Below are 14,118 nucleotides of genomic sequence, written 5' to 3'. Positions count from 1 at the left end.
CAAATTATATGAAAGATCGAATACTGTTTGTTGAAGATGAGCATGATCTTGGCAATGTTGTAAAACAATATCTTGAGGTTATGGATTTCGACGTGTTGTGGGTTAAACACGGAAGGGATGCGCTTGATAATTTCAAATTAAATTCCGGTGATTACAGCATTGTTATACTAGATATCGGTTTGCCGGAAATGGATGGATTTGAACTTGCCGGCCGCATTTTAAAAATATCACCGGACATTCCTTTCCTTTTTCTTACCGCACGCAATGAAAAAGCAGATAAGCTATATGGTTTGAAAATCGGCGCTGACGATTACGTTACCAAACCTTTTGATATTGATGAACTGGTATTGCGCATTCAAAATATAATCCGGCGAAAAGGTTCCGGAATGTCAACTGTTTCGGCTAATACTATTGTGGTTGGAGATGTGTTTTATAACAAAGATGCCCTGCAACTAAAAATTGGCAGCAATGCTCCTGTATTCCTGACCCGGCGTGAAGCAGAGCTGCTGGAATATCTTTTATTGAGATCTGATAAAGTGTTAAAAAGAGAAGAAATACTAACACAGCTATGGGGTGAGAATGATTATTTTCTCGGCAGAAGCCTGGATGTTTTTATTTCAAGATTGCGAAAATTGCTTGCCGCGTCTGATGCCGTTAGTATAAACAATGTATATGGTGTAGGGTTTATAGTAAATATTAAAAAAGTATAGCGCTGTACTAAACCTGAACTGCCGGATTTGGTATTGGCATAAGAGCGCTATCAGCCTCATTTATCGGGTGCATTTCGAATTTTCGTATGTAGGCACAACAGCGCTACGGTAGATGCCTCGTGCCTTACAATGACATCATTATGGATGAATTGAAAATCAGGTTTCCTGCGTTGCGCCGTGTGTATAATGATTTAGCATTACAACAAATACTTTTTATAGAATAGTACACGGAATACACGGATGATGCTGATAAACACCGATACATTCCGTAAATATCCGCCATATCCGTTTTATCTGTGTTCCATTCTGCGTATTGTGCATGCCCGAAGTTATTTTTAAATAACCCCTGATATATTTCCTGCCACGAATTCCGGTGTCTGCCCGGCGGGAATGGGTTTGTTACACAAAGAGCCACGAAGGATACACAAAGTTACACAGAGCGTTTTATTATTCTTTGTGGTTCTTTGTGTAGCCTTCGTGTACCTCTGTGAAATAACCAGTGAATATTGCAACCGGTAAGCCGGGAACTTATAAGCTGTAACCGGCATCCTGCCGCGTAGCGGTTACCTGTTTGTAGAAAGAAAGCAAATGTCATCCTTATATTTTTCCTGAATCAGGTTTGGTACTCGGCATGACAGACGGAAGAATATATATTGAACAATAGTACCAGTATTCAACAATAACACTGACGTCCAATACAGCACTACAGTTTGTCATGCTGAGGCACTAGGCACCTGCACAAGATTGCCATATACGCGAAAATTTGAAATGCTCCCCATTTATCTTCTCCATTCAGATTCTCTTCAGAATCATTACTTTTATTTGCAAAAAGCTGAATGAAGATATTGATAGTTGAAGATGAGCCTGAATTAAGCAAAAGTATTGCAACCTACCTGGGCAGCGAAAATTACCTTTGCGAAACAGCTTCCGATTACAAATCTGCATTGGATAAAATAGAGGGTTTTGATTATGATTGTATTCTGCTTGATATAACATTACCTGATGGCAGCGGTTTGAATATCCTGAAACATTTAAAAGCCAATAAGAAAACTGAAGGCGTTATTATTATTTCTGCTAAAAACGCGATAGATGATCGTATTGCAGGTTTAAATCTTGGTGCTGATGATTATTTACCAAAACCATTTCACCTTTCAGAGCTGGGGGCCAGGGTGGCCGCCATTATCCGTCGCAGAAAATTTGATGGCAATAGCATTATACAATTAAATGAACTCAATATTGATACTGCTGCTAAAACGGTAACTGTGCATAACAAGAATGTTGATCTTACAAGAAAAGAATATGACCTGCTGCTTTATCTTGCATTCAATAAGAATAAAGTGATTTCCAAAAACGCTATTGCGGAACATCTCACAAGGGATGACGCAGATGTTTTTGACAACTTTGATTTCATATATGCGCATATCAAAAACCTGAAGAAAAAACTAACACAGGCAGGCTGTACCGATTATATAAGATCTGTTTACGGCATGGGTTATAAGTTCGATATTTAATGAAACTGCTCAATCGCTCCATACAATCCTATTTACTTTATGCTGTTGGTATTTTTATCATATCAGTACCGCTTTTTTATTTTGTGATTCAGCAAATTATTTCCAGCGATGTAGATAAGGCCCTGCGGCTGCAAAAAACGGAAATAGTGAAGCGTATCGAACGTATATCTGACAGGGACCCCTTTGCCGTACTTGATGCTTTTGGACCTGATATTATTTTCAACAGGCTGCAATCATACAGGTCGTATGATAGCTTGTATACCATACAGAAAACAGATGCAGCAGCACAACACCCGGTTTCATACAGGATTCTTGAAAGCAATATCCTGATCAGGGGACTGCCTTATAAAATTGTTGTGCAGAATTCACTTGTAAGCAGTGAGGATCTCATCAGGAGCATTGTGTTGATCATGACTGTACTGCTTGTTTTAATTATAGCCGGTTTATTACTGATAAACAGAAGGCTTTCAAAAAAGCTGTGGCTCCCGTTTAATAAAACGCTTTCGCAATTGCAGCAATTCCGGGTTGACAGCAATGAACCTATACAATTGCAGAAAACGGATATTGATGAATTTTCGGATTTGAATAAAGCCATTCGCACATTATCTGAAAACAACCGGCGGTTGTATGTACTGCAAAAAGAATTTACGGAGAATGCTTCACACGAAATGCAAACGCCTCTGGCAGTGCTGCAAACCAAGCTTGAGTTATTAATGCAAACCGATCCCATTACAGCCGAACAGGCGGAATTGATTGGTGAACTCTCCAACGCCGCGCAACGTATGAGCAGGCTGAACAAAACACTATTGCTGCTCACCCGGTTAGACAATAACCAGTTTACTGAGAGAGAAGCAATATCGCTGAAGGATATCACTGAAAAAATCATTTATCAATACAGTGAAGCTATTGCCGCTAAAAACCTCCAACTGCATACTAACCTGGCGGAGCCGGCATATTGCAAAATGAATAAAACACTGGCAGAAATACTGGTGGGTAATTTATTGAGCAATGCCATCCGGCATAATATTCCCTCCGGAAAATTATTGGTTACACTGGAACAGCAGGTACTCACGGTTAAAAATTCCGGCAGGGCAGCACCGTTAGATACGAGTAAAATTTTTACCCGTTTTCAAAAGAACAGTTCAGATAACAATAGCATTGGTCTTGGGCTTGAGATTGCTCAAAAAATTTGTGTACTGAATAATTTTACCTTGCAATATTCTTTTCAAAGCGGGTTACATTGCTTTGCCGTCAATATGAATCAGCCCGCAGCATCTTCTCTATAATCAGGGCTTGCTGTTTAACTCCCGGCATTTATTTTTTTAAGTTTTTACCAGTAACCGGGTTAGCCGCCTCTTTTTGTATGGTTTCGCCGAAGGCGAAATTGAAAAAATGCGAAGCATATTTTTTCAAAAGACAAAAGCAGCGGCGTTCCGGTTACGCAGCCTGCCGGCTGTGGAGGCAAAAAGATTCGTAAAATTTAATTATGCCGAAACAGCTGCATGGTTTTTGAAAAATTTGATTCAAAAACCATGCAGTAATTTAATAACCAAAGCATGAATATACAATGATCTTTATCAGCATATCACCAAAATGGAGTTAAACAGCAAGCCCTAATTACAGTTGCCCCTGTTAAGCATTTTGTAAAAATCGGTTTATAAAAAGTTAAAGCCTCTCCTGATCTTCATTTCTTCAGAATGCATTCAGTTTTGAGCGTTCTATTTGCTTTATAATTTAACCCTTTTAAAAAATTAATATGAAGCAGAATAAATCAAAGATTGTGGCAATAGCTATCGGCACGCTGGCAGTAGTGGGCAGTATTGCCTTTGTAGGAGGCAAAGAAAAAACATACAACAGTATACTGGATGGTGGAAAAGCACCTGTGGTACAAACCAATTATGCTCCTTCGGTTTCAGGCGGCCCGGTAGATTTTCAGAAAGCCGCTGAAAATGCAGTGCCTTCGGTAGTGCATATAAGAACGGTGGTTAAGTTTAAAGAAACCGCCGGCAGGCAAAACCGCCAGGCTAATCCATTCGGCGATTTTTTTGGTAATGATGAAATGTTCAAACGCTTTTTTGGTGAAGGCGGTGGAAGCTTCCAGCAGCCTGAGCAAAAAGCATCTGGTTCAGGTGTTATCATCAGCAACGATGGGTATATCGTTACCAACAATCACGTAGTGGATGGTGCAACAGAAGTTACGGTAACCCTGAACGACAGAAAAAACTACAAAGCTAAAGTTGTGGGCACAGATCCCAATACCGATTTGGCGCTTATCAAAATTGACAGTAAAAATTTACCGGTAATGCCTATGGGTAATTCAGATGATGTAAAACTCGGGCAATGGGTATTGGCAATCGGTTATCCTCTAAACCTTGATGTAACTGTTACACAGGGTATCATTAGCGCAAAGAGCCGTAATATTGGCATTAACCGCCAGGGTAAGGCGCCTGTAGAAGCGTTCATTCAAACAGATGCTGCGGTAAATCCCGGCAGCAGCGGCGGTGCTCTTGTAAATACGAATGGTGAACTGGTTGGTATTAATGCAGCTATTGCTTCACCTACCGGTTCCTATGCAGGTTACGCCTATTCCATTCCGGCAAACCTGATGAAAAAAGTAATAGGTGATATTATGAAATATGGCTCAGTGCAAAGAGGGTATCTTGGCATAAGCATGGCGCCTGAAAACCTGGATGATGCTGCTAAAAAGGAATTGGGTATTAACGAAGATGTGAATGGTGTATGGATTGCAGATACCGACCCGCAGGGAGCTGCAGCAGAAGCAGGGCTTAAAAAAGGCGATGCTATTACCAAAATCAACGGAACTGATATTTCAACAACTTCACAGCTTTCTGAGCAGATTGCAAGATTGAAGCCCGGCGATAAGGTAGCTATTACTTATATGCGCGGTACTTCTGAAAATACAGTTTCTGTTATCCTGAAAGGAAAGATGGGAACATTTGCCAGCCAGGATGCTGCAGCGATTGAATCTCTTGGAGCAAAATTCCAGGCATTAACCAAAGAGCAGGCGGCAAAATTAAATATTGCAGGCGGTGTGCAGGTGGCAGGTATTGCTGACGGTGGCATTATCGATGCACAAACCAATATGAAAGATGGATTTGTGATCACTAAAATTGGCGGTATACCTGTAAAAACAGTGAACGAATTGAAATCTGCTTTAAGCAAACAGGGAAATAATTTTCAGATAGAAGGTGTTTATCCCGGTGGTACAGATGTTTACTACTATGGTATAAACGGGTTCAGACAATAATAAGGTTAGGGTTTTATGTAAAAGGCTGCACCATCTGGTGTGGCTTTTTGTTTAAACAGATTTTGATGGCTTATGTCGTCACCTCACTGCCCGTAATAATTGAAGCATGTTCCTGCTTCACCGGATAGCACACGGACTACACTTATGAAACAGCGCAACACAGATAGATATCCGTGATATCAGTCACCTCTGTTTTATCCGTGTTCCATTCTTTGTATTGACTTAAATGTGTTGACAAAACCCCGCTGTGGGTGGGCGAAGGCTTAAGGTACCATTTTCCTGTTACCTACGGCAATATATATCCGCACCAATTCCGGTGGCGCGGGTATTTTCTACTACTGTATAAATGGATTCAGAGATAATAAACATGTGGTGTTTCAATAGTGAATGAGCCAAAGTCCAAAGTCTGCTTGCCTTCTTTAGTTTTGTTGTCTGTACAGCTTATGATAAAAAGCAAAAAAAGTCCAGAAATTATTTTCATAATCGTGAAGTCTCTCAAAACGTTGCTGACGGTTTGGGTATTGCCGAAGGCGGGGATTTTAGCACAAAAGTTCAATCGAAGAACGGATGTTGAACCTTGCACAAATGCCCAATCGAAGTCGTTCAGCACCGCTTTTGGCAATACCTTGTTAGTGGCAGTTAATGTTTGTTGCCACTATACATTCCGCCATCGTAATATTCGGAATTTTCGTCTGTAATGAATAGCACTAATTCCGATGTTTCTAAAGCATTTATGTCAATTTGTTCGTTCTTGAAAAGGACAGATTCTCCCTTTAAAGGATTTATGTCATTGTTCAACACAACATTTCCTTGAAAAACATAAAGCAAACCAGCCAGCCCATTCTTTGGCAAGTCAGGTAATTCAATTGTTTTTCCGTTTGTTAGTTTGGTGTCGTATATCCACGTTTCACTCGAAAATTGTAATTGTGTTTGTTCTGTAGGTGAAGCAAGTAATCTCCAAGAATCAGCACTATCCGTTTCATTCAGGTCTTGAAATATAACTTCAGGCTTCAGGTCTTTAGATTTGGGTCGGATAAATATCTGAAGTCCTTCCAAGGGTTCGGGCATTGTTTCTTCGTGATAAAAGAGTTTTCCAGCTTTCATCAGCATTAGTTTGTTTCTTGAAACGGTTGCCTGAAATCCTTCCGAATCGGTATGCACAGCATGTCCAGTACGGAAATAGGAAAGAATATCATCATTTATATGTGGGTGCATTTTTATAGTTACGTTCCCTCCGATGTTGGCGTGGTCGATTCTTCCGATACTTCCCAATCCACTGTCAGTTGAGTTTTCAAAAACACTTCCCGGATAAAGGATTTTTATATTAGTGTTGCCAACCTTTTTATCATTTTCAATCTTTTTAATCATTCTGCCTTATACTTTTTTTCATTGTTGATATACAGAGTGGATTCATCAACGTCAAACTTGTATTCTCCACTTTCATAGCTATTTTTATCAGTCGTTTTTAAAATTGTGTTGCTTTTAGTATTTGGTAAAAACAATTCTACTTCCGATTTGTCATCATTGAAGAGAACAAAAGCACTAATTACAGCTTCTCCGTCTTTGGTTTCAATTGGGCTTAAGCGTTGTCCTACATTGAAAATCTGGATACAGCTTTGTTTGAGTTGACTCCAAGTTTCGCCAGCCGAAGTAAGACAGCCGTGTTCATCCTTATCTCCTCCAACGGTTGTTTGCTCTGTTACAGTTTGTTCTTCTGCATTTTCCGAAGAATTGTTTTTTTGATTGTTGCAAGCTGTCAAAGCGAAAATCACAATCGATAATAATACTACATTTCTCATTTTTTTTGTTTTTATGTTACTATTGGTTTATTGTTTCGTGAGCGTTGTCGTTTAATTGCCACTAACGATAGCGGCCTGGCGATGTTGTGGCATTTGAAAATCAAATGCCCGTAATTGCTGATGAATAAAATTACAAAAGATGATGATAAGAACTACAGTTCGGCGTTATTCGTCGGGCCGGAAATGAAGCTGAATAACGAACAAAAGCTGAGCATATATTCATCGCCCCGCCATATAGCCAAACCGTTAGCGGTAGTTGTTTCATACTATTGTCTTAAATGAGCGGTCCAGTCGGCACAACTGACATTAATAATTCTAAAATCAAATTTATCAGTAGAGCTATTCCGAAAATAATTGAAGTTCGTCTATATGTTGTTTTAATTATTGTTTTTTTATAGCCAATTATTTGGAAGATAAATGTCAAAAGTGTCTGAAAAAAGATAGAGTTCAGAAAAATGAAGTTGTATTTCTTAACATAAGCTTTTTTGTTTTCCAATTGCTTATAAATGGTTTCGTCTCCACGCCAGTTTGTCGAGTCTTTTATTTTGTTGTCGTTTGCACTTTCCCAATAAGCTGTGTCAAGTCGTAAAATTTTTGTGTCGTTAATATTTCTCCACAATAAGAACGTCCCAATCAATAAAGTCCATAAAGGAATTGATAGCAACCAATATTTATGGTCTGACTTTACGAAGTAAACGATTAAAATATTTAGTGTCAGTAAAATGAAATATGTCACTCTTCTGTTTGTTATGATTAGTGAGCTGCTGCAATACAATTACCGCTAACGGTTTACGTATTGGCGATGGTGGGGCATTTGAAAAACGTCAGCACAACATTTGCATAAATGCCCGATAGAATACCAAATTTTGAATTTACAACTGTCAGCCCCACTATTGCCAATACGATGTTAGCCGTTCGCCTTTCTTTATTAGTCATCTATACTTTTAATACTTAATTACTAATTTTCCAATTGTGGTGCCACTCTCTAATTGAGTATGTGCATTTTTGAAGTTTTCAACCGAAAAACCTTGCAATGTGGTCGTTAAGGTAGATTGTAATATCCCATCATCTAACCACTTTGAAATTTGATTAAGGATGCGATGTTGCTGTACTATATCATTAGTTTGAAACATAGAACGGGTAAACATTAACTCCCAATGAAAACTTACACTTTTACTTTTTAATTGACGTAAATTTACAGGCTCAGTCGGGTCGCTAATCGAACCAACTTTCCCTTGTGGTTTTATTAATTGCACCATTGTATTCCAATATTGATTTAGGTCCACAAAGTCCACAATAAAATCAACAGTTTCATAGCCGATGCTTTTCATCTCTTGTAGTAAGTTTTTATGATTTACTACAAAATCAGCACCCATTTTTTTACACCATTCTATTGAGTTTTCTCTTGATGCAGTGGCAATTACTTTTAAACCTAAAATATTTTTAGCAATCTGCATAGCTACCGAGCCAACGCCGCCAGCACCGCCGATAATTAAAATTGATTTCCCATTGTCTTTTTCTGCACTTAATTGCATTCTGTCAAATAATATTTCAAAAGCTGTCAATGAAGTAAGCGGCATAGCAGCAGATGCCTCGATAAGGATATTATTAGGAGAGAACCCTACAATTCTTTCATCAACTAATTGAAATTCTTGATAACTACCGTCCTTTGTTATATCTCCTGCATAAAAAACGTTGTCACCCTTTTTAAACAAAGTGGCGTTTTCTCCAACCGCTTCAACAACTCCAGCAGCGTCCCAACCTATAATTTTGGGATTGTCTGAGATTTTATCTTTCAGACTATTCTGGCGTATCTTATAGTCCACAGGGTTTATTGATACAGCTTGTATTTTCACCAACAATTCATATCCTTTTGGCACTGGTGTTTCTTTTTCAAATTGTATGAAACTGTCTGCTTCTGAAATTGGTAAACTTGTTTTAAATCCTATTGCTTGCATATTTTTTCTATTAAATTATTGTGTTGATTGTTTTGCTAAGGTGACGGCTAACGTTCGAGGCATGCCGCAGGGCTGGTAGTTATAATTGTCTGCCCGGCAACTAAATCCGATTGAAAAACTAATGGTGAAGTTAACAACTAAAAGCCAAATAGAATTCGGTCAAGCCCGATATTTTCCGATATTAGTACAACTGCCGATTGTTATCACGTCCGCCAGTCTTGCGGCAAACCTTTTGTTGTGTGCTGGGCTTTTTTCAGCCCAAAGTTTCAGCAATGTCAATACAGATAAAGCCTGCCATTTTCAAAATGTCTGTTACCATTTCAGGGTGATTGTCATCTTCTAAGTGTTCAACTATTAAAATTTTGTCAGGGTGATTTAAGTTAAAAGAAAATTTGCAGTCTGTGTAAAATGGTTGAAGCATTTGAATTATGGTTTTTGCTTCGTCTTGTTTAGTTAGCGATGTTTTGAATTTTGAAAAAATCATTGTGGAGGTTTTAAAAAGAACTGGCTGCCGTAAATTCGCAAGACGATTTTATGGCAGCCAGCCTAACATTAAATGTTTAATAACCCCTTATTTCGCTGCCAAAATATCTATTGGCTCAATTTTGGGTGCTGCAGCAAGTAACTCGGCAGCGTTTTCCATTAACGCCTTTGCAATCTTACCACCAAGATGTGCTTCTCTACCTTCTTCATCTGAAAAAGTGTCAAAAATGCCAAATGTAGAAGCGTCAATACGGAACGCATACCACGTAATAGTACCCGCTGTCTTCAAGTTCACCTTCTTCAAAGTCTGAGAATATTTTAAGTACTTTTTTTAAATTGTCTGTCATTGTTATTGTCTGTACGATGTCTCTTTACAATGACCGCTAACGGTCAGAGCTTGCTGCTGTGCTGGGATTTGAAATACGTCTGCCCGGCCACAGAATCCCAATAGAAGTTTTATTTATAAATATACCGAGAATTACATTTAGATGAAGGTCTGTTCATAACCGCTGCTGAATAGAAAACAAATGTTGAGGATTTATTCGTCCGCAAGCATAGCAGCAAACCCACTGTTGTGTGCAGCCAAATTTGTCAAGGTTGAAACTCTTTTTTAAATTCTACACGATAGGCAATTCCTTCTTTGTTGCTTAAATTTCTTATTGCATGAGGTTCTTCTGCGTTCATAATGTCGCCATGGTTTAAAACTTCCAATGGCATTTGTGCAATTGCTATGCTGTCTAGAATTATGTACTTGTTATTTGTCAAACCATATTTGTAATATGTCATTGGATTAGCTTGTGTAAACCACATTATGCTTTTCCATTGGTGTGTATGCATAGGTTCTGTCTTGTTAGCTTCAAGAACAACTCTCAAAATTCTCACATTCGTGTCCTCATAAACAACTTTATGGCTTTCAGGTGCTGCTTTTATGGCGTCGATACTGTCAGCCCAATTCCATTTTGTTTGAATGAGTGATGTGTCTGACTTGGTTTGTTTGGGTTTGTCTGATTGTTTTGATGAACTTGTCTGATAAAAAGACTTTGTAAAAACGAAAGTTGAAATTCCACCAATCAAAATTCCAACTATTAGATATGTTATTTTCATTGCCAATTTTCTTTAAATATTCATGCTGTTTAGATTGGTTGCACACAACGAGCAGGTATTGCCGATGGTGGGGAATTTTATATTCGTCTGCCGGAACTGCCGCCTGGCTTTTTGATAAAGTTAAATATTAAGAACTAAAGCTGGGCTTTATTCGTCGAGCCCCGAACCGCAGTACAGCAGAATTACCGCTGTTGATTGCTACAATGTCAAGCCCCACTATTGGCAATACCAATGTTGTGTGTAGCTTTGTCATGCTTTCTCAAACCGATTTTCTATAGCAACGATAACCTCTTTGCGTTGTTCGTCAGATAAAATAGACATGCAAAATGTAAGTAACTGTTCTTGCACTTCCCGTTTGCCGTCATGAACGCCCATATTGTATAAATGTGTGTCACTTATTTTAAGCAAAATATTTATAACATCACTTGTCAGCAAATAAAAGCAAAGCCTATTAACAAATTCAATCTTTGTTGGGTGAATGCCAACATATCCGTCTTTGTCAAAATACCAGCTTAGAAACGATTTTTGTATCTCTTTACCAACACCCGAATCAGAAAACAACTTTTCAAAACTATTTATTGCTGATACATGGGCAAACTTATTTCTGATATTCGCTAGACAAGTCAGTTTTTTTAAGTCTTCTTTGTCGATGCCTTTTATATCTTGAATTAATTGCAGTTTTTGAAAAAAGCTTAGTGATGTCGAACCATGTCCAAAAGATTTTGAATTTTTCCAGTCTATATCCAAAATATTACCCAATACTCGTGAAGCAAGTTCCTCGATAAATATTGAATTCTCGATAACACAGAGTCTCAAGTCTTCATTAACTGAAGCTATTTTAAAGTCATAATCATTCTCCATAAGGGGTCTGTAAAAGTTACACACAACGTGCCGCGGCTTTGCGTTCGGGCGGGTTTTTTAGCACTAACCTTGATACGAAGCCGAAAGCTCAAATTTAGCACAAATGTTCATACGAAGCACGTCCGCCCGCCTGACGCAAAACCGCTGTTAGCAGCATACTCTTTTCTTTCGGGTTACAATTTTTTGTTCTTTTCAAGTCGTCTAAATCCGTAGTAAATTAGTATTATGCAAAGAACAAGTCCGATTATTGCGGGGATAAGAATTGATTTTCCCGCTTCACCAGCATTGTAAATGCTCCAAACAATTTTTCCTGTCGCCATAAGCACTACTACACCAAGTCCCATTAAAAGACTTCGTTTCCAAAACGCAAGTCCAAGTGCAATGAACGAAACAGGAACGGTCAAAACCAACAGCCATTTTTTATAGTCCCATTTTGCGTTGAGCCAATCTTGTTCAAATTGCAGAAACATTTTCACTTGTTCGCTTATTGTTTCGGGTCTGCTGAACCAAAACATACTTGTAAAAAGGCAAAATATAGTTATTGAAATTCCCGTCCAACTTCGTTTGTATGCAAAAAAGCAAAATGGTATCAAAAAAACAGGGCGAATAAACCAACTCATTTGGTTTTGGTGTCGCTCAAAAACCCAACTTAAAAACGTTTCGCTTGTCATTGCGGTTACAATAAACGCAATAGTCAACAACCCAAAAATAAGTGCTATTGATTTGTCATATTTTGATACAAATTCTTTCATTTTTTGTTCATTTGTGTTGTCAATTTGTCAACCCGAAAGCTGTCGTTTGCGGGTCGTCCGTAGAGTTGCTGCTAACGACCGAGTATTTGCGAAGGCAGGGAATTCATTGATTGTCCAGCCCGGTACAAATGCCCATTTGAAAATATGTTGTTGAAGTTAAGAACTAAAGCTGAACATTGAACGTCGAGCCCGAACCGCTGCTGATGCTTGCACATAGCTGATGTTACAATGTCAAGCCCTGCTTTTGCAAATACTTTTGTTGCCTGCTGGCATTCTATGTCCTGCTAAACGTGACTCAGCTTTTTACTAAGTCGCCAAATTAGAGGTATAAAAAGAAGTATAAAGATTGCAAATAAGTAGTTTGAAGAAATAACATTGCTTTCATTTTTGGTTTGAATTAAATTATGAGTAATAAAAAAGAAAGTATTGCCAGCCCAATGCATGCTGCCTGTTAACCATAAGTTTTTAGTGAATATTACCGGAATAATAAAAACAATACCTAGTAGAAAGATATAAAGCAGAGATTCAAGTCCATCGCCCATTCTGTATATATGGTTTAATAAGTATATTAGTGAGGATAATAAAATTATCCACCTTGTTTTCATACTTCCATTAAAAACTGAATAGGCAATTCCTCTCGTTAAAATGTCTTCCGAAAACGAAGAGAAAAAAACGCCAAAAGCAAACGGCAGGCTGGATACAATTAAAACATCCAACTTCGGAGAGCTTATAATTGTCTCAATTCCTGTTGTAATGGAGAAAAAGTAGGGGATTGCGTAAAGCAAAATGCCAGCGACAATTCCAATCATAATCAGTTTATAACAACCCTTAAAAAAAGGAAGTCCCCATGTGGCAAAGCTATTTTTTTTATACCAGTTTCCACAGATATAGGCTACTGTAAAAAACAAGAACTGAAATGTGAAGAAACCGGCAACATTGTTTTTGAAGACAATCATATACTCGGCGGCATGATAAAGTAAAAACAGTATAATGAAAGATACTATTGGTTTTATAAGGTGTTTCCAATTCATACCCCAAATTGTCTTAAATGATGGTCCATATGCTTATACGCAGCAATTCCCCATTCCTTGGTTGAAATGTTACCAAAAGCAGGATGTGTGAGTGTGAGAGGACGGATATTGTGAGGAAATTTGCTAATTATACTGATAAACTCATTTTTTTGCTTTTCAAATTGAGAATCGTCTATTATTCCTTTTGTAATATTTCTTTTTTCACTTGCTATGCCTTTTTTAAAATTGGGTGCAATATAAAGAGCCAAAATCCTCAATAGATATTGCTTGGTTGAAGTCTTTTCACCGCCTCTACTTTCTTCTAGAATCTGTTTATTACACAAATTACAATGGAGTAACATTTCAGTCACATTCATTTTCCCCCATAGTGGAGTATTGTTAAGGGTAAGTTTCTCAGCCCTTGCAATGATATTGTCAGAGGCTACCGTTATTAATAAATTTTTTTTCATACCGTTTTAAAAATTAGTTTCCAGCCTGATATATCGAAATTCGTCACATGCTTGCAGGCAACGATTACGGGTCAAGTAGGCAAAGGCATTTCAGCCTAAGCCTCTCACAGAACCGTACGTGAACCTCTCGATTCATACGGCTCTTGACATACAATCTTAGATTTTACTCAATGACCAGTGGACAAATATGTT

The 14,118-nt window shown here is 38.2% G+C and carries 16 protein-coding genes; 5 read left to right on the top strand and 11 right to left on the bottom strand.

The window, feature by feature from the left end; translation table 11 throughout:
- The first annotated feature begins 8 nt into the window (after window positions 1-8).
- From DC498_RS12250 to DC498_RS12225, 4 genes are all read left to right on the top strand, one after another.
- Window positions 9-710, top strand: coding sequence for a response regulator transcription factor (locus tag DC498_RS12250; protein ID WP_116874455.1), 702 nt, complete (start codon window positions 9-11; stop codon window positions 708-710).
- Window positions 711-1,546: 836 nt separating this feature from the next.
- Complete coding sequence (locus tag DC498_RS12240) at window positions 1,547-2,221, top strand: response regulator transcription factor (protein WP_116874453.1); 675 nt, start codon at window positions 1,547-1,549, stop codon at window positions 2,219-2,221.
- The gene (locus DC498_RS12235) at window positions 2,221-3,507 is read left to right on the top strand and encodes a type IX secretion system histidine kinase PorY (protein WP_116874452.1); all 1,287 of its coding nucleotides are present in this window, start codon (window positions 2,221-2,223) and stop codon (window positions 3,505-3,507) included. Before DC498_RS12240 ends, DC498_RS12235 begins: the two co-directional genes overlap by 1 nt.
- Window positions 3,508-3,977: 470 nt before the next feature.
- Window positions 3,978-5,489 carry a trypsin-like peptidase domain-containing protein gene (locus tag DC498_RS12225; protein WP_116874450.1) on the top strand — a complete coding sequence of 504 codons (1,512 nt, stop codon included), beginning with the start codon at window positions 3,978-3,980 and terminating at the stop codon, window positions 5,487-5,489.
- A 639-nt stretch (window positions 5,490-6,128) separates the two neighbouring features.
- On the opposite strand, the gene DC498_RS12220 is transcribed toward DC498_RS12225, so the two are convergent.
- Both DC498_RS12220 and DC498_RS12215 read right to left on the bottom strand, forming a co-directional pair.
- On the bottom strand, window positions 6,129-6,857 hold the full coding sequence (locus tag DC498_RS12220) for a pirin family protein (protein WP_116874449.1): 729 nt from the start codon (window positions 6,855-6,857) through the stop codon (window positions 6,129-6,131).
- Window positions 6,854-7,288: a hypothetical protein gene (locus DC498_RS12215; RefSeq protein ID WP_116874448.1), complete on the bottom strand. Its 435-nt coding sequence runs from the start codon at window positions 7,286-7,288 to the stop codon at window positions 6,854-6,856. The genes DC498_RS12220 and DC498_RS12215 overlap by 4 nt, the downstream gene beginning before the upstream one ends.
- 120 nt (window positions 7,289-7,408) lie before the next feature.
- Here DC498_RS12215 and DC498_RS26180 point away from each other — a divergent pair, with 120 nt between their 5' ends.
- A complete protein-coding gene (locus DC498_RS26180; protein WP_165813828.1) occupies window positions 7,409-7,570 on the top strand; it encodes a hypothetical protein in 162 nt (53 codons plus the stop codon).
- A gap of 507 nt (window positions 7,571-8,077) precedes the next feature.
- Here the strand turns inward: DC498_RS26180 and DC498_RS26175 are convergent.
- From DC498_RS26175 to DC498_RS12170, 9 genes are all read right to left on the bottom strand, one after another.
- Window positions 8,078-8,224 carry a hypothetical protein gene (locus DC498_RS26175; protein WP_165813827.1) on the bottom strand — a complete coding sequence of 49 codons (147 nt, stop codon included), beginning with the start codon at window positions 8,222-8,224 and terminating at the stop codon, window positions 8,078-8,080.
- An 8-nt stretch (window positions 8,225-8,232) separates the two neighbouring features.
- A complete protein-coding gene (locus tag DC498_RS12205; RefSeq protein ID WP_116874446.1) occupies window positions 8,233-9,246 on the bottom strand; it encodes a zinc-binding alcohol dehydrogenase family protein in 1,014 nt (337 codons plus the stop codon).
- Window positions 9,247-9,499: 253 nt separating this feature from the next.
- Window positions 9,500-9,730 carry a hypothetical protein gene (locus tag DC498_RS12200; protein WP_116874445.1) on the bottom strand — a complete coding sequence of 77 codons (231 nt, stop codon included), beginning with the start codon at window positions 9,728-9,730 and terminating at the stop codon, window positions 9,500-9,502.
- Between the two features lie 87 nt (window positions 9,731-9,817).
- Window positions 9,818-10,033 (bottom strand): hypothetical protein, encoded by a 216-nt coding sequence (locus tag DC498_RS12195; protein ID WP_206197597.1) that lies wholly within the window; start codon window positions 10,031-10,033, stop codon window positions 9,818-9,820.
- Window positions 10,034-10,320: 287 nt separating this feature from the next.
- Complete coding sequence (locus DC498_RS12190) at window positions 10,321-10,833, bottom strand: hypothetical protein (protein ID WP_116874444.1); 513 nt, start codon at window positions 10,831-10,833, stop codon at window positions 10,321-10,323.
- A 249-nt stretch (window positions 10,834-11,082) separates the two neighbouring features.
- The gene (locus DC498_RS12185) at window positions 11,083-11,694 is read right to left on the bottom strand and encodes a hypothetical protein (RefSeq protein WP_116874443.1); all 612 of its coding nucleotides are present in this window, start codon (window positions 11,692-11,694) and stop codon (window positions 11,083-11,085) included.
- Between the two features lie 173 nt (window positions 11,695-11,867).
- Window positions 11,868-12,446 (bottom strand): hypothetical protein, encoded by a 579-nt coding sequence (locus DC498_RS12180; RefSeq protein WP_116874442.1) that lies wholly within the window; start codon window positions 12,444-12,446, stop codon window positions 11,868-11,870.
- Window positions 12,447-12,730: 284 nt separating this feature from the next.
- Window positions 12,731-13,477, bottom strand: a complete 747-nt coding sequence (locus tag DC498_RS12175; RefSeq protein ID WP_116874441.1) for a CPBP family glutamic-type intramembrane protease — start codon at window positions 13,475-13,477, stop codon at window positions 12,731-12,733.
- The gene (locus DC498_RS12170) at window positions 13,474-13,926 is read right to left on the bottom strand and encodes a DUF1569 domain-containing protein (RefSeq protein ID WP_116874440.1); all 453 of its coding nucleotides are present in this window, start codon (window positions 13,924-13,926) and stop codon (window positions 13,474-13,476) included. The genes DC498_RS12175 and DC498_RS12170 overlap by 4 nt, the downstream gene beginning before the upstream one ends.
- Window positions 13,927-14,118 lie beyond the last annotated feature (192 nt).

The organism is Terrimonas sp. (assembly GCF_003075435.1).
In the GTDB taxonomy this organism is placed as follows: domain Bacteria; phylum Bacteroidota; class Bacteroidia; order Chitinophagales; family Chitinophagaceae; genus Agriterribacter.
Note: the sequence above shows the minus strand (reverse complement) of the source record. Positions and strands in the feature narration are given on the sequence as shown.